The sequence below is a fragment of the Novosphingobium sp. PC22D genome, from assembly GCF_002556635.1.
Classification (GTDB): domain Bacteria; phylum Pseudomonadota; class Alphaproteobacteria; order Sphingomonadales; family Sphingomonadaceae; genus Novosphingobium.
The window spans coordinates 116,628-131,734 of record NZ_MWMO01000014.1 but is presented as its reverse complement, the minus strand read 5'-3'; the positions used below and the strand labels follow the sequence as shown (position 1 = coordinate 131,734).

The window sequence follows — 15,107 nt, the reverse complement described above, 5'->3', positions numbered from 1 at the left end:
GTCGTCATTGGACCAAGCTAGCTCGTCGCCCGCGCTGTCCGCAACATCTCATCTCGCTTTATGAGTTTGCGGCCTAGTCATGGCGCGGAGGCAAGAGCTTTCATGGCGGACAGGGTGGGATTCGAACCCACGGTGGGCTTGCACCCACGCCGGTTTTCAAGACCGGTGCATTCAACCGCTCTGCCACCTGTCCGCGAAGTCTGGCGCATAGAGCAAGCGGGCGTCCGCGCAAAGGGGCTGCGCGCAAAGAGGCAGGATGCCGTTCACGCGCGACCAATCCGTGGGGCACGGGCAACCGCCGGGCATTCACAAGCCGTTCCGATTGTGCGACATCTCGCCGGGCAATGGTCCAGGTCTCTCCGCGTCGCCGCCTTCCGTTTTTCTCCGCGTTCATCGCGGTTGCCTGCCTGTTCATGGTCGGCCCGGCCGCGGCGCAGCCGGCGGGACAGAGCTTTCAGGACTATCTCCGGCTCGTCGCGGCGCGGGCGCGAAGCGAGGGCGTGAGCGAGCGCACGATCGCAAGCGTGCTCTCGCCGCTGACGCCCAATCCGCGCGTCGTCGAGCTCGACGGCGGGCAGCCGAGCCGGCAGACCGCGCCGCCGCCGCTGGCGCCCTATCTCGCCCGCCACGTCGATGCGACGCGGATCGCGCGCGGCCGTGACCGCTACGTGCAGGTCGCGGGGATGCTGGGCCCGATCGAGCAGCGGTATGGCGTGCCGGGCAAGGTGCTGCTCGCGATCTGGGGGCACGAGACCAACTACGGCAGCTTCATGGGTGACTTCGATCTCGCCCGCTCGCTCGCCACGCTCGCCTGGGAAGGGCGACGGCGCGCGCTGTTCGAAGGCGAGCTGATCGCGCTGCTTAAGATGGTCGACCAGGGCGTGCCGCAAAGCCGTCTCAAGGGAAGCTGGGCGGGCGCTTTCGGCAATCCGCAATTCCTGCCGAGCGTCTACCTGCGGCTCGCCGCCGACGGCGACGGCGATGGCGATACCGACATCTGGAACAGCTACGCCGACACGCTCGCCTCGATCGCCAACTATTTCCGTCAGGCGGGGTGGCGGCCGGGTCAGCCCTGGGGCGTGCTCGCGACCGTTCCCTCGGGCTTTGCGATGTCGCGCTATGACGCCAAGCTTTCGGCGCCGAGTTGCGACCGGGTCCACGAACGGCATTCGCAGTGGAAGCCGGTCTCGCAGTGGCGCGCGCTCGGTGTGAACCCCCAAGCACCGATCGGTGACGACGTCATGGCCTCGCTGTTCCAGCCCGACGGACCGGGCACGCGCGCCTGGCTGTTAACCGGGAATTATCGGGTCATCCTCCAGTACAACTGCTCGAACTACTACGCGATGTCCGTGGGGTTGCTTGCAGATGAGATTGCCCGTTAACCATGCCTTGCCGATTGCGGCGGCCCTCTTGCTGGGAGGCTGCGCGACCGGCGCGGCGAAGCCCCCGCCAGCGTTGACCGGCCCGGCCGCGACCGGTCCGGCGGCGGACTACCCGGTCGAGATCGGCGAGCCCTTCAGCATCGGCGATATCACCTATCGCCCGTCCGACCAGCTCAACTACGACGCCGTCGGCTTGGCCGTCGCCGACGAAGCGGGCGGGGAGGGCGTCACCGGCTCGCACAAGACCCTGCCGTTGCCGTCCTATGCCGAAGTCACCTCGCTGGCGAGCGGCCGCACGATTCTGGTGCGGCTCGAGCGGCGCGGACCGATGGACAATTCGACGCTGATCGGCCTGTCACCGGCGGCGCTGGCGCAGCTCGGCGTTTCCGGCCGCGCACCGGTGCGCGTGCGGCGAGTCAATCCGCCCGAGGTCGAGCGCGCCGCGTTGCGCATGGGCAATCCGGCGCCGAGCCGGATGGAGACGCCCGAGCCGTTGCTAGCGGTGCTGCGGCGCAAGCTCGCCGAACAGTCGCCGCTCGGTCCGCCGCCGTCGAGCCCCGCGCAGATGCTCTCGCCCGCGAACGCCGGACCCGTTGCGCCCGAGGGCGACAAGCCCGGGGCGGAAGCCGAACCGAAACCGGCGCCGACGCAGCCGATCGCCGCGATCGATCCCGATCGACAAGGCGCTCCCCAACCCGCGCAACCCGCCGCGACCGAAGCCGCGAAAGCGCCAGAAGCACCCACACCCGCAGCCAAGCCCGCGGCACCTGTGCCCGAGGGCGAGGGATTCGTCGTTCAGGTCGGCGCATTCTCGAACGAAGCCGGGGCGCGCGGGCTCGCGTCGCGGCTTGGCGCGGAGGTGTCGAGGCCGGGCAAATACTGGCTGGTCCGGCTCGGCCCCTTCGCCAGTCGTGGAGAAGCGGCACCGGCGCTGGAGAAGGCGCGAGCCGCCGGGTATAGCGATGCGCGAATCCAGCGCGTGAACTAGGCGCGGTCCCCCGGCCGCCCACGCGCCGGGGCAGACCGGGCAATGGCGCGGGCAGGAGTGGCCGGAGTTTGAAGACGAGTTTTTTGACGGCTTGCGTCCTGCTCGTGTCGAGCGCGACGGCCCTTGCCGCCGCGCCGCCCGTGCCGCCCGAAATCGAGGACATCCCAGTGACCCTGCTCGTCGACATCGGTTCGGGGCAGGTTCTCCAGGAGCGCCGCGCCGACGTCAGTTTCGCGCCCGCCTCGATGACCAAGGTGATGACCACCTTCGTCGCCTTCGAGGAGTATCGCGCGGGACGCCTCCCGCTGCACCGGCGCTTCCCGGTTGACGCCAAGACCGCGCGCGAATGGTTCGCCAAGGGCACCAGCATGTACCTCGAGGGCGGCGACGCGCCGACCACCGACCAGTTGCTCCACGGCATCATGACCGCCTCGGCGAACGACGCGGCGATCGTGCTGGCAAAGGGCTACGCGGGCAGCGTCGATGGCTGGTCGTTCCTGATGAATGACGCGGCCAAGCGCCTGGGCATGACGCGCAGCCATTTCAACACGCCCAACGGCTGGCCCGACGAGGGCCGCACCTATGTCAGCGCGCGCGATCTTGCCCGGCTCGGCGAGGCGATGATCGTGCGCTACCCCGGTCTTTACCATCGCTATGCCGGGGTGAAGTACTGGCAGTTCGGCGAACGCATCCTCAAGAGTCACGACCCGACCGTCGGCGTGATCCCGGGGGCGGACGGCATCAAGACCGGCTATACCGCCGATGCCCGCTATTGCTTCCTCGGCTCGGCCGAGCGGCGCGGCCGCCGTCTGGTCATGGTCGTGGGCGGCGCGCCGACGACGCCCAAGCGCAATGCGGCGGCACGGGCGCTGCTCGAATGGGGCTTCTCGCAGTGGACTGCGCGCCCGCTGTTCGACCGGGGCGAGCCGGTGAGCTATGCGCGCGTGCAGGACGGCGATCTGCGGCGGCTGCCGCTCGTCGCTGACCGCAAGCTGCACGCGGCCGTTCCAAAGCAAGGCGGCGGCAAGGTCCGGCTGACCGTGCGCTATCGCGGTCCGCTGGTCGCGCCGATCGCCAAGGGCAGCAAGGTCGCCGACCTCGAGATCGCGGTCGACGGAACACGCTCGGGCCACGTTCCGCTCTACGCCGGCGAGGCGGTGGGGATCGCCGGGCCGGTGGACAGGCTGGTCAACGGGGTTATGAACGTCTTCTCATGAGCGCGGGACGGTTCATCGCCTTCGAGGGCGGGGAAGGGGCGGGCAAGTCGACCCAGGCGCGCCTGCTGGCCGAAGGCCTGCGCGCCCGCGGGCTCGAAGTCGTCGCCACGCGCGAGCCCGGCGGCACTCCCGGCGCCGAGGAAATCCGCACGATGCTGCTCGACACCCGGGGCGAGGGATGGAACCCGCGCGCCGAGGCGCTGCTGTTCGCGGCGGCGCGCTCGGACCATGTCGAGCGCCTGATCCGGCCCGCGCTCGAACGCGGCGCCTGGGTGGTCTGCGACCGCTTCCTCGATTCGAGCCGCGCCTATCAGGGCGGCGGCGGCGGCCTGTCCGATGCCGAAATTCTCGCGCTTCACGCGGTGGGCAGCGAAGGGCTGCTGCCCGATCTGACCGTGCTCGTCGAAGTCTCGCCCAAGGTGGCGGCGCAGCGGCTTGCGGCGCGCGACGGCGGCGTGTCCGACCGGATCGGCGCGCGCGCACGCGACTACCACGCGCGCGTCGCGGCGGCCTTCGCCGCCTTCGCCGAAGCCGAACCCGCGCGCTTCGCCCGGATCGACGGCAACGCCAGCGCCCAAGACACGCATGCGCGCATCCTGAGCGCGCTCGCACCGCTGCTCGCCGACGCGCCATGAGCGCTTCGCCGGGCTTCATCGGACAGGACGGCGCCTGGCGCGAATGGACCTCGGCCATGGCGTCGAGCCGCATGCATCATGCCTGGCTGCTCGCGGGCGCGCGCGGGCTCGGCAAGCAGGCCTTTGCGCGCGCCGCCGCAGCCGAGCTTGTCCGGGAGCCCGGAGGCAAGCCCCCGGTTCCCGAGACGCATCCCGACATCATGATCCTCGACCACCTTCCCGCCAACGACGACGAGGCGAAGAAGAAGGCCGAGGGCAAGCCGTTCCAGACCAAGCGCAATATCTCGGTGGATCAGGTGCGCGCGATGATCCGCCGCCTCGCGACCAAGCCGACGCTGGGCGAACGGCGCGCGATCATCGTCGATCCGGCCGACGATATGGAAAAGGGCGCGGTCAACGCGCTGCTCAAGGTGCTCGAGGAACCGCCGACCGGCACGCACTTCCTGCTGATCGCGCACCAGCCCGGACGGCTGCTGCCGACAATCCGCTCGCGCTGCCGCGTGTTGCGCTTCGCGCCGCTCGCGGCGGGCGAGATCGACGCCGTGCTGCGGCGCGACCGGCCCGAGGCGAGCGCCGACCAGCGCGATGCCGCGATCGCCGCGGCGCAGGGCTCGCCCGGCGTCGCCCTCGCCTTCGTCGAGCATGACCTGGCCGGTCTGCACGGCCTGATGCAGCGGATCATGCGCGAAGGTGACCGCGATTTCGGCCTGCGCGGCGCGCTCGCGGGCGAGATGGGCGCGCGGCCGACGCGCGAGCGGCTGATGGCCGCGATCGACCTCGCGCGCTCGGAACTGGCGGGCGAACTCGCCCCGGCGACGCCCGAGCGGCAGGCGCGGATCATCACCTCGCACGCCGCCCTCGTCCGGCTCGGAGCGCAGGCGCCGACCTACAATTTCGATCCCGGGCTCCTGATAATGGAAATTGGCGGGTTGCTGGCCGCCACCGCCATGCCTAGAGACTGACGCTCAACCGACAATTGCCGATAGAGAAAGCCGCGCCTCCCGCATGGGCGAACCGTATTACATAACCACCGCGATCAGCTATCCGAACGGAAAGCCGCACATCGGCCATGCCTACGAGGCCATCGCCGCCGACGTCATCGCGCGCCACCGCAAGGCGGAGGGGTTCGACGTCCGGTTCCAGACCGGGACCGACGAACACGGCCTCAAGATGGCGCAGAAGGCGCGCGAGCTGGACACCACGCCGGCCACGCTGGCGTCGGAAATGTCGCAGTATTTCATCGATATGTGCGCCAGCCTTAACATCGATTACGATGTTTTCATTCGCACCACCGAGCCGCGTCACCACGCCGCCACGCAGGAACTGTGGCGGCGCATGGAAGCACGCGGCGACCTCTATCTCGACCGTTACGAGGGTTGGTACTCGGTCCGCGACGAGGCCTACTATGACGAGAGCGAACTGGTCGCAGGCGAAGGCGGGACCAGGCTTTCGCCCCAGGGCACGCCGGTCGAATGGACCGTCGAGGAAAGCTGGTTCTTCCGGCTCTCGAAGTACCAGGAGCCGCTGCTCGCGCTGTACAATTCGGGCGAGTTCATCCGTCCCGAGAGCCGGCGCAACGAGATCCAGCGCTTCGTCGAGGGCGGTCTGCGCGATCTGTCGGTCTCGCGCACGAGCTTCGACTGGGGCATCAAGGTGCCGGGCAGCGATGATCACGTCATGTACGTGTGGGTCGATGCGCTCACCAATTACCTGACCGGTCTCGGATTTCCCGAGGACACGCCCGAATACGCCAAGTGGTGGCCCGCCGATCTTCACCTGATCGGCAAGGACATCGTGCGCTTCCATACGGTCTACTGGCCCGCGTTTCTGATGAGCGCGGGCGTGCCGCTTCCCAGGCAGGTCTTCGGCCACGGCTTCCTGCTCAATCGCGGGCAGAAGGAATCGAAGTCGCTCGGCAACGTCACCGATCCGATCGCTCTGTCGCAGCGCTACGGCGTCGATGTCCTGCGCTATTTCCTGCTGCGCGAGGTCGCTTTCGGGCAGGACGGCAGCTATTCGCCCGAGGCGATCGTCACGCGCGCCAATGCCGAGCTGGCGAACAGCTTCGGCAATCTCGCGCAGCGCACCTTATCGATGATTTTCAAGAACTGCGATGGCGAACTTAAGACGGGACTTGAGATCGTTGACGCCGACGTCGCGCTGTCCGAAGCGGTGACGCTGGGGATCGAGGGCCTGCGCCGCGCCTTTCTCGACCTCGATTTCAGCGCCGGACTCGAAAGCTGGATGCGCGCGGTGTTCGCCTGCAACCAGTACGTCGACGAGATGGCGCCCTGGGCGCTGCGCAAGAGCGATCCCGAGCGGATGACGGCAGTGCTGATGGTGCTGTTTCGCTGCGTGCGCAGCCTCGCGATCGCGGTGCGCCCGGTGGTCCCGACGGCGATCGACAGGCTGCTCGACCAGATGGGCATCGCGCCCGAAGCGCGCGGCTACGCCGCGCTCGCCGACAGCACCTGGTTCGAGACGCTGGCCGAAAACGACTATCGCGTCGCCAAGCCCGAGGGCGTCTTTCCGAGGCTCGAAATGCCCGAGGAAACTCCCGAGGAGACAGGCGCCTGATGCTGATCGATTCGCATTGTCACCTCGAATACGAGGGCCTCGTCGAAGACCAGCATGGCGTGCTTGCCCGTGCGCGCGAGGCGGGAATCGGCGGTTTTCTCAACATTTCGACGCGCCAGCGCGAGTGGGACCGGGTGATCGGCACCGCAGCGCGCGAGAACGACGTCTGGGCGAGCGTGGGCATCCATCCGCATGAGGCGGACCAGCATGCCGATCTCGGCGCGGCAGCGTTGCTCGAACGCGCCGCGCACGCCAAGGTGATCGGCATCGGCGAGACCGGGCTCGACTACTACTATGACAAGTCCGACCGCGACACGCAGCAGGCCTTGTTCCGCACGCATATCGGCGTCGCGCGCGAGACCGGGCTGCCGCTGATCGTCCACACGCGCGATGCCGAGGACGACACGGCGCGGATCATCGGCGAGGAAATGGGGAAGGGGGCCTTCCCCGCGCTGATCCATTGCTTCACCGCCTCGGCCGACTTTGCCGGAAAGATGCTCGATCTGGGCCTGACGATCTCGCTGTCCGGCATCGTGACCTTCAAGAATGCCAAGGACTTGCAGGCCATCGCTGCGGAATTGCCCGAGGATCGCATTCTCGTCGAAACCGACTCGCCGTTCCTCGCGCCGGTGCCACATCGCGGAAAGCCGTGCGAGCCGGCCTATACCGCCGACACCGCGCGCTTCGTCGCGGAGCTGCGCGGGATCGCGCCCGAACGGCTCGCCGAGGTGACGACCCGCAATTTCCACGTGTTGTTCCGGAAGGCCTCCGGGTGAAGCTGACCATTCTGGGATCCGGCACGTCCACCGGGGTACCGAGGCTCGGCGGCGAGGACGGTCCCGACTGGGGCCGGTGCGACCCGAACGATCCGCGAAACCGGCGCACGCGCGTCTCGATCATGGTCGAAAGCCCGCAAGGCAGCCGGCTGCTGGTCGATACGCCGACCGACTTGCGCGCGCAGCTTCTGGCTTGCGGCGTCGGAAAGATCGACGCGGTCTTCTGGACGCACGACCACGCCGACCATTGCCACGGGATCGATGACTTGCGGCCGCTGCGCTATGGCCGCGGCGGACCGATTCCGGGCTACGCCGCCGACGAGACGGTGCGGCGGCTGCGCCAGCGGTTCGGCTATGTCTTCGCCGGGCAGCACGGCTATTCGACCATCGTCACGCTCGAAACGCTCGAGCATCTGCGGATCTGCGAAGGGTTCTCGGTCGCGAACTGCCAGATGCCGCACGGACCGGCGAAATCGACGGCATACCTTTTCGGATATGGCGGAAAAACAGTTGGTTATGCGACGGACTTCAGCGAGATAACCAGTGACATGGTCTCGCTGTTTTCGGGCTGCGATCTGCTCGTGGTCGACTGCCTGCGCCGCGAGCCGCATCCGACCCACGCGCATCTGGCGATGGCGCTCGAACTGGTCGATGCGAGCCGCACGAAGCGGGCGGTGCTGACACATCTCGACAAGAGCATGGACTACGCCACGCTCATGGCCGAGACGCCCGAGCACGTGATGGTGGCCTATGACGGACTGGAGTTGACTCCTTGACCGGCAACACCATCGGCGCGATCGTCGCGCTGGCGGCGTGCCTGGTGCTGGCGATCGGCGGTCTGCGCGCGCATCGGTTGACGCCCAGGCGCACGATGATGTTCGCCGCCGCCTGGGCCGCGATCATCATCGCGCTGATGCTGATCGTCCAGGCCTTCGGGATCTCCGTGAGATGATCGCCGAAATCCACGCATTTCGCGGCGCGAGGGGGCTTACGGCCATCCTTGTCAGCCGCTTCATAATTTAACATAATATATATTATCAATCTAGCATGTCCCAGTCAGCCCACCAGCACCTCGACCGCCTTCTCTCGATCATGGCGCATCTGCGTGATCCCGAGCGCGGCTGCGACTGGGACAAGGTGCAGACCTTCGAGACGATCGCGCCCTACACGATCGAGGAAGCCTACGAAGTCGCGGACGCGATCGCGCGGCGCGACATCGCGGGCCTGCGCGACGAACTCGGCGACCTGCTCCTACAGGTCGTGTTCCATGCCCGGATGGCCGAGGAAGTCGGCGCGTTCGACTTCGAGAGCGTCGCCCAGGCGGTCGCCGACAAACTCGAAGCGCGCCACCCGCACTTGTTCGGCGACGACGACGGCGCGCGCACGCAAACCGAGCGCTGGGAAGCGATCAAGGCCAGCGAACGCGCCGCCAAGGGCGCGACCAGCGCGCTCGACGGCGTGGCCGTGGCGCTGCCGGCGCTGATGCGCGCCGAGAAGCTGCAGAAACGCGCGGCGCGGGTCGGCTTCGACTGGCCCGATCCCGAAGGCGCGGCCAAGAAGGTCCGCGAGGAGATGGCCGAACTCGATGCGGCGGGCGACACCGACCGGCTCGAGGAAGCGGGCGACCTGCTCTTCGCCGCCGTCAACTTCGTGCGTCTCCACCGCATCGCGCCCGAGGATGCCTTGCGCGCGGCCAACGCCAAGTTCGAGCGGCGCTTCAAGGCGATGGAGCAGCTCGCGGCCGATCGGGGCACCGACTTCGCCGCGCTCGATCTCCAGGCGCAGGAAGCGTTGTGGCAGGCGGTCAAGGCGTCAGAGCGCGGTAAAGCGTCCTAACTCGCGCTCGGAGAGGCGCACTTCGATCCGCATCTGCGGTTCGTCCGCGCCCTCGGGCGCCACCTGTTCCTCACTGACGACTTCGCCGCGAGCATGGAGGAAAGCGATGCGCTGTCCGTCGGATGCCGGAAGGACGAAGGTGTAGAGCTTGGCGTCGCCGGTGAGCTTCGCGCTCGCGACATCGAGCAGATCGTCGCAGCCCTCGCCGCTCAGCGCCGAGACCGGCACGATGGTGTCGCTCGAACGCGCCGCGATCGTGCGCAATTCCTCGGCCCGCGCGGGTGAGAGCAGGTCCCACTTGTTCCAGACCTCGACCATCGGGATCGGCTCGGCCCCCTCTTCCTCGTCGACCTCGCCGGCCGCGATGCCGAGATCGGCGAGAACGTCGAGCACCTGATGCTTCTGCGCTTCGGTGTCGGGATTGGCGATGTCGCGCACGTGGAGGATGAGATCGGCCGCGGTCACTTCCTCCAGCGTCGCGCGGAATGCCGCCACGAGCTGCGTCGGCAGGTCGGAGATGAAGCCCACGGTGTCGGACAGGATCGCCTTTTCGAGGCCCGGCAGCCGGATCGCGCGCATCGTCGGATCGAGCGTGGCGAAGAGCATGTCCTCGGCCATCACTTCGGCGCCGGTAAGCCGGTTGAACAGCGTGGATTTGCCCGCATTGGTGTAGCCGACCAGCGCGATCACCGGCCAGGGCGCCTTTTCGCGCCGGTCGCGGTGTAGCCCGCGCGTGCGGCGCACCTGCTCGAGCTCGCGACGGATGCGCGCCATGCGGTCACGGATCATCCGGCGGTCGGCCTCGATCTGGGTTTCGCCCGGACCGCCGAGGAAGCCAAAGCCGCCGCGCTGGCGTTCGAGGTGAGTCCAGCTTCGCACGAGGCGTCCCGCCTGGTAGTCGAGATGCGCCAGTTCGACCTGGAGCCGCCCTTCGGCCGTCGCGGCGCGCTCGCCGAAGATCTCGAGGATCAGGCCGGTGCGGTCGATGACCTTGCGCTTGAGCTTTTCCTCGAGATTGCGCTGCTGGATCGCCGAGAGCGCGCCGTCGACGACGACCAGTTCGGCCTCGGACTGCTCGCAGGCGACCGCGATGTTCTCGATCTGGCCCTCGCCGAACAGCGTGCCCGGCCGCGGCTCGCGGATCGGGATCGCGAACGAATCGGCGATGACGAGCCCGATCGCGGCGGCAAGCCCCCTCGCCTCCTCGAGCCGCGCTTCGGGGTCGACGTCCCCCTTGCCGCGCATCTGCGGATAGACGACGAGAGCGCGCGAACCGCGCGTCACCTCGCCCGTCAGATCATCCTCGAATATGGCCGGTCAGCCTCAGTCGTCGTCGTCGTGCGACTGGAGATCGACAGGCGTCACCGGCTGGATCGTCGAGACCGCGTGCTTGTAGGCGAGCTGGACGTAGCCCTCGCGCTCGAGCAGCATGCAGAACAGATCGTAAGCCGCGACGCGGCCCTGAAGCATGACGCCGTTGATCAGGAACATCGTGACCTGCACCCCCGCGTTGCGGATGCTGGACAGGAACACGTCCTGCAGCAGACGGACCTTTTTCTCGTTTTCGCCGCCGACCGCGAACTGGCCCACGTCGATCGGCGTGCTCGGCATGATCGTGGAGATCGCATGCTTGTAGACGAGCTGCGACTGGCCGTCGCGGCGCAGCAGGATCGAGAAGTTGTCGAACCAGGTGACGATGCCCTGAAGCTTCACACCCTTGACGAGGAACATCGTGACCGGGGTCTTGTTCTTGCGCAGAAGATTGAGGAACTGGTCCTGAAGGTTCTGGTTGCCCTTCCCTCCCTTGGGGGCCGGAGCCGGCGACGGTGCGGGGGCGGTGGCGGCAGCCTCGGGCTCTTCAGCCGGGGACGGCGCGGGCTTGGACCTCACCGAAAGGGTTCGTCCGCTCATGTCTTTTCACTCCGCTTGTTGGCGGCCGCCACTGCGGTCCGCAATCTGGCCGAACGCACGGGCGATCGACCGCTATCGATTCGAAACTACTGTTTTGCTGCAGCGCAGTAAATCCGAAAATTCCGTGCTAGCCTTGTTCGTCCTCCGTCTCGCGCCGATCGGACATGCCCAGAAGCTTGAGTTTGCGATGCAATGCCGAACGTTCCATGCCAATGAATGTCGCGGTCTTGGAAATGTTTCCCGAGAACCTGCGTATCTGGACGCGCAGGTATTCCCTCTCGAAACTCTCTCGCGCCTCGCGCAGCGGCGCGCTCATCATCACCGAGACCCGCGAATCGCCCTCCTGGCGCGCATCGAGCAGTTCGGGCGGCAGCATATCGGCCTCGATCCGGCCAAGCTTCTCGCGCGGGGCCATGATCACGGTGCGTTCGACGACGTTGCGCAACTGGCGCACGTTGCCCGGCCATTCGTAGGCCTGCAGCGCGGTCATCGCCTCGGCCGAGATTTCCGGAGGGCTCACCGATTGCTCGTTAGCATAGCGCGCGAAGAAGTGGTCGACCAGCGCCGGAATGTCCTCGCGGCGCTCGCGCAGCGCCGGGATCGTCACCGGCACGACGTTGAGGCGGTAGAACAGGTCCTCGCGGAAGCGCCGTTCGGCGATCTCCTTTTCGAGGTCGCGCGATGTCGAAGACACGACACGGACATCGACCCTTAGCTGGCGCGTACCGCCCACGCGCACGAACGACTGGTCGGTCAGGACGCGCAGGATCCGCGCCTGGGTCGAGAGCGGCATGTCGGCCACTTCGTCGAAGTAGAGCGTGCCACCGTCGGCCAGTTCGAGCAGGCCGGGGCGCACGAGGCTGCCGTCGGCTTCCTCGCCGAACAGCTCCTGCTCGAAGCGCTCGGGCGTGATCCGGGCCGAATTGACGCAGACGAAGGCGCTGCCCGCGCGCGGGCTCCAGGCGTGCAACAACCGCGCGGCGACTTCCTTGCCCGCCCCGGCGGGGCCGGTAATGAGCAGGCGGCTGCCGGTATTGGCGACCCGCTTGAGCGTGGCGCGAACCTGGTTGATCGCCGAACTGTTGCCGGTGAACTCCTCGCCGCCGGACGAGAAATCCTGCTTGAGATGCGCGTTCTCGCGCCGCAGCCGCTCGGTCTCGGTGGCCTTGGCGACGAGATGGAGGAGCTTTTCGGCCTCGAACGGCTTCTCGATGAAGTCGACCGCGCCGCGCCCGATCGCCGCGACCGCGGTGTCGATGTTGCCGTGACCGGAAAAGATGATCACCGGCAGTTCGGGCTCGCGCGCCTTGATCGCGTCGAGCACTTCGAGGCCGTCCATCCGGCTGCCGTGGAGCCACACGTCGAGCAGCACCAGCGAGGGCCGCCGCTCGTCGATCGCGGCAAGCGCGCCATCGCTGTCGCCCGCCGTGCGGCAATCGTAGCCTTCGTCGCTCAGCACACCGGCGACCAGATCGCGGATGTCGCGTTCGTCATCAACTATCAGGATATCGAGGGGCATAGGCGTTTCTTCGTTCTCGTTTTCATTCGCGGGGTCATTCGGCCGCTTCGGAGGGACGGCTTTCGGAAAGCGGGTCGACGGCGAAGCGCATGGTGACGATGGTTCCTCCATCGCGTGACGCAGTGAACGTCATTTCACCGCCATGCTCCTCGACGATCTTGTTGACGATCGCGAGCCCGAGTCCGGTGCCCTTCTCGCGCGTGGTGACATAAGGCTCGATGATGCGGTCGCGGTCCTGCGACAGGCCGATGCCGTTGTCGGTGATCTGCACGCTGATCGCCTCGGGCCGCTGCCGCACCGAGACCTCGATCCGGCCGGTGTAGTCCTCGCCGGCGTTGTGCTGACGCGCCTCGATCGCCTCGACCGCGTTCTTGAGCACGTTGGTCATGGCCTGGCCGTACTGGTGGCGGTCGCAGGCGATCATGCCGATCTGCGGGTCGCTGTCGAAGGTGAAGGCGATGTCGGGGCGCGCCACTTCCTGAAGGAAGAGCGCCTGACGCGTGAGCGCGACCGGGTCCTCGGCGCGGAACACCGGCTTGGGCAGCCGGGCGAACGAGGAGAATTCATCGACCATCTTGCGCAGGTCGCCCACCTGCCGGATGATCGTCGCGGTCAGTTCCTCGAACAGTTCGGGATTGTCGACGATCTGCTTGCGGTAGCGGCGGCTGAGCCGTTCGGTGGCGAGCTGGATCGGCGTGAGCGGGTTCTTGATCTCGTGCGCGATGCGCCGGGCAACGTCGGACCAGGCGGCCTGGCGCTGGTCGAGCAGTTGCCGGGTGATGTCCTCGAAGGTGATGACGTGGCCGGTGCGATCGCGGCTGGTCTTGATCGCGAGTGTGAGCAGTTCGCCTTCCTTGGCGTACTGGACGATACCGCCGCGCGAATCCGACTCGGCAAGTCCGGCGATCTGCGGCGACAGGTCCGACAGCGGCAGGCCGATAGGCGGCGGCGAACCGGTTTCGAGCAGCAGCCGCTGGGCGGTGCTGTTCATCAGCAGGATCACGCCTTCGCCGTCGACCGAGATGATCCCCGAGGTCACCGATTCGAGCACCGCCTCCATGAACGCGCGCCGCTCCTCGAGCTGCGCGTTCGCGCCCATCAGGGCCTTGGTCTGCTTCTCGATCTGCGCGGTCATGCGGTTGAAGGCGCGGTTGAGCAGGCCGATCTCGTCGGCCCCGGTGCGCCCTTCGACGCGCAGCGCGAAGTTGCCGCTGCCCACGCGCCGCGCCGCGTCGACCAGTTCGTAGAGCGGTTTGACCTGCCGGTCGGCGAAGCGCAGCGCGAACCACACCGAAAGCCCGACCAGCGCGAGCGAGGCCACGAACAGCGCCACGTTGAAGCGCAGTTGCAGCACCCGGGCGCGGCTGGTGAGCATCTCGTAGGCCTGGACGATGTTCTCCGCGCGCTGCCCCTGGCTGAACGCGAGAAGGTCTGACGCGCGCGCGTTGTAGAGATAGATTCCTGCCTCGCGGTCGATCGGAATGACGGCGGTGATGCGGTTGGCGTTGGCCGAGACGACCATCTGCTCGCCCGAATCGAGGCGCCGGAGCGTTGACGGAGAGATGTTCTCGGGGCCGCTGTCGCCCTTGGGATCGACGATCGCGGCGGTGCGCAGCTTGCCGTCCTCTCCCCTTTGCAGGATCGCCGAGGCAGTCAGCTTGCGGCGCGTGACCTGGAAGAAATAGAACTCGGGAAACTCGCTGCTGGTGATCTTCTCCTTCGACAGGAACGCGCCGAGGTCCTCCGCCATCGCCACGGATTCGTACTGCACGTCGCGCTGCGCCTGCTCGTAGTAGCCGCGCGCGAGCTTGTTGGCGTTCTCGAGCAATCCGCGCGAGCTGTCCGAAAACCAGAACTCGACGCCTGACTGGAACAGCAGCGATGCGAAGATCACCACGAGCAGCGTCGGCACGGCGGCGATCAGCGAGAAGATGAACACCAGACGCTGGTGCATCTGGCCGGTGCCGCCCATCGTCTCGGCCGCGCGCCGCAGCGCGATCCGCCGGCCCAGCAGCACCAGGATCGCCATCGCGGGCACCAGCGTGCCGATCAGCAGCATCGCGGTCAGGTTCGACGGGAGAAGCTGGCTCTTTTCCGCCCGGTCATGAAGCGTGAAGCCGGTGATGATCGTCATCACCAGGAACGCGGCGATCGAGATCACCTCGACGGTGGCGAAGAAGTTCGCGCGCCGGGCCGCGAGTTGAACTCGCCGCCACCATCTCGGCCACCTGCGTCTCGTGCTATGCGCGCTCATAGTTGCCTTGTT

At 67.4% G+C, this 15,107-nt stretch carries 14 protein-coding genes and 1 tRNA gene; 10 read left to right on the top strand and 5 right to left on the bottom strand.

Annotation, left to right across the window (positions count from 1 at the left end; genetic code table 11):
• Window positions 1-103: 103 nt before the first annotated feature.
• Window positions 104-193, bottom strand: a tRNA-Ser gene (locus B2G71_RS18420).
• Between the two features lie 151 nt (window positions 194-344).
• Between B2G71_RS18420 and B2G71_RS18415 the strand changes: the two genes are divergently transcribed.
• The 10 genes from B2G71_RS18415 (at window position 345) to mazG (ending at window position 9,411) form a co-directional block, all read left to right on the top strand.
• Entirely contained in the window at window positions 345-1,382 is a 1,038-nt protein-coding gene (locus B2G71_RS18415) for a lytic murein transglycosylase (RefSeq protein ID WP_098108177.1), read from the top strand.
• Entirely contained in the window at window positions 1,366-2,370 is a 1,005-nt protein-coding gene (locus tag B2G71_RS18410; protein ID WP_098108176.1) for an SPOR domain-containing protein, read from the top strand. The genes B2G71_RS18415 and B2G71_RS18410 overlap by 17 nt, the downstream gene beginning before the upstream one ends.
• An 83-nt stretch (window positions 2,371-2,453) precedes the next feature.
• Window positions 2,454-3,587 (top strand): D-alanyl-D-alanine carboxypeptidase family protein, encoded by a 1,134-nt coding sequence (locus B2G71_RS18405; protein ID WP_240530220.1) that lies wholly within the window; start codon window positions 2,454-2,456, stop codon window positions 3,585-3,587.
• The gene (gene tmk / locus B2G71_RS18400) at window positions 3,584-4,222 is read left to right on the top strand and encodes a dTMP kinase (RefSeq protein ID WP_098108174.1); all 639 of its coding nucleotides are present in this window, start codon (window positions 3,584-3,586) and stop codon (window positions 4,220-4,222) included. The genes B2G71_RS18405 and tmk overlap by 4 nt, the downstream gene beginning before the upstream one ends.
• The gene (locus B2G71_RS18395; protein WP_098108173.1) at window positions 4,219-5,184 is read left to right on the top strand and encodes a DNA polymerase III subunit delta'; all 966 of its coding nucleotides are present in this window, start codon (window positions 4,219-4,221) and stop codon (window positions 5,182-5,184) included. Before tmk ends, B2G71_RS18395 begins: the two co-directional genes overlap by 4 nt.
• 43 nt (window positions 5,185-5,227) lie before the next feature.
• Window positions 5,228-6,799: a methionine--tRNA ligase gene (metG, locus tag B2G71_RS18390; protein ID WP_098108172.1), complete on the top strand. Its 1,572-nt coding sequence runs from the start codon at window positions 5,228-5,230 to the stop codon at window positions 6,797-6,799.
• The gene (locus tag B2G71_RS18385; protein ID WP_098108171.1) at window positions 6,799-7,575 is read left to right on the top strand and encodes a TatD family hydrolase; all 777 of its coding nucleotides are present in this window, start codon (window positions 6,799-6,801) and stop codon (window positions 7,573-7,575) included. The genes metG and B2G71_RS18385 overlap by 1 nt, the downstream gene beginning before the upstream one ends.
• Window positions 7,572-8,351, top strand: coding sequence for an MBL fold metallo-hydrolase (locus tag B2G71_RS18380; protein ID WP_098108170.1), 780 nt, complete (start codon window positions 7,572-7,574; stop codon window positions 8,349-8,351). The genes B2G71_RS18385 and B2G71_RS18380 overlap by 4 nt, the downstream gene beginning before the upstream one ends.
• On the top strand, window positions 8,348-8,527 hold the full coding sequence (locus B2G71_RS18375; protein ID WP_098108169.1) for a hypothetical protein: 180 nt from the start codon (window positions 8,348-8,350) through the stop codon (window positions 8,525-8,527). Before B2G71_RS18380 ends, B2G71_RS18375 begins: the two co-directional genes overlap by 4 nt.
• 95 nt (window positions 8,528-8,622) lie before the next feature.
• On the top strand, window positions 8,623-9,411 hold the full coding sequence (gene mazG, locus B2G71_RS18370; RefSeq protein WP_098108168.1) for a nucleoside triphosphate pyrophosphohydrolase: 789 nt from the start codon (window positions 8,623-8,625) through the stop codon (window positions 9,409-9,411).
• Here the strand turns inward: mazG and hflX are convergent.
• From hflX to B2G71_RS18350, 4 genes are all read right to left on the bottom strand, one after another.
• Window positions 9,388-10,695 (bottom strand): GTPase HflX, encoded by a 1,308-nt coding sequence (hflX, locus tag B2G71_RS18365; protein WP_276306933.1) that lies wholly within the window; start codon window positions 10,693-10,695, stop codon window positions 9,388-9,390. The two genes, mazG and hflX, sit on opposite strands and share 24 nt — an antisense overlap.
• A gap of 39 nt (window positions 10,696-10,734) precedes the next feature.
• Window positions 10,735-11,322 (bottom strand): RNA chaperone Hfq, encoded by a 588-nt coding sequence (hfq, locus tag B2G71_RS18360; RefSeq protein WP_098108167.1) that lies wholly within the window; start codon window positions 11,320-11,322, stop codon window positions 10,735-10,737.
• Window positions 11,323-11,449: 127 nt separating this feature from the next.
• Window positions 11,450-12,841, bottom strand: coding sequence for a sigma-54 dependent transcriptional regulator (locus tag B2G71_RS18355; protein WP_098108166.1), 1,392 nt, complete (start codon window positions 12,839-12,841; stop codon window positions 11,450-11,452).
• A gap of 34 nt (window positions 12,842-12,875) precedes the next feature.
• A complete protein-coding gene (locus tag B2G71_RS18350; RefSeq protein ID WP_098108165.1) occupies window positions 12,876-15,095 on the bottom strand; it encodes an ATP-binding protein in 2,220 nt (739 codons plus the stop codon).
• Window positions 15,096-15,107 lie beyond the last annotated feature (12 nt).

Excerpts from the sequence above, each read along its gene's own strand:
- B2G71_RS18415 (WP_098108177.1), top strand. The coding sequence starts at position 345 with ATGGTCCAGGTCTCTCCGCGTCGCCGCCTTCCGTTTTTCTCCGCGTTC.
- B2G71_RS18410 (WP_098108176.1), top strand. The coding sequence starts at position 1,366 with ATGAGATTGCCCGTTAACCATGCCTTGCCGATTGCGGCGGCCCTCTTG.
- tmk (WP_098108174.1), top strand. The coding sequence starts at position 3,584 with ATGAGCGCGGGACGGTTCATCGCCTTCGAGGGCGGGGAAGGGGCGGGC.
- B2G71_RS18395 (WP_098108173.1), top strand. The coding sequence starts at position 4,219 with ATGAGCGCTTCGCCGGGCTTCATCGGACAGGACGGCGCCTGGCGCGAA.
- metG (WP_098108172.1), top strand. The coding sequence starts at position 5,228 with ATGGGCGAACCGTATTACATAACCACCGCGATCAGCTATCCGAACGGA.
- B2G71_RS18385 (WP_098108171.1), top strand. The coding sequence starts at position 6,799 with ATGCTGATCGATTCGCATTGTCACCTCGAATACGAGGGCCTCGTCGAA.
- mazG (WP_098108168.1), top strand. The coding sequence starts at position 8,623 with ATGTCCCAGTCAGCCCACCAGCACCTCGACCGCCTTCTCTCGATCATG.
- hfq (WP_098108167.1), bottom strand. The coding sequence starts at position 11,322 with ATGAGCGGACGAACCCTTTCGGTGAGGTCCAAGCCCGCGCCGTCCCCG.
- B2G71_RS18355 (WP_098108166.1), bottom strand. The coding sequence starts at position 12,841 with ATGCCCCTCGATATCCTGATAGTTGATGACGAACGCGACATCCGCGAT.
- B2G71_RS18350 (WP_098108165.1), bottom strand. The coding sequence starts at position 15,095 with ATGAGCGCGCATAGCACGAGACGCAGGTGGCCGAGATGGTGGCGGCGA.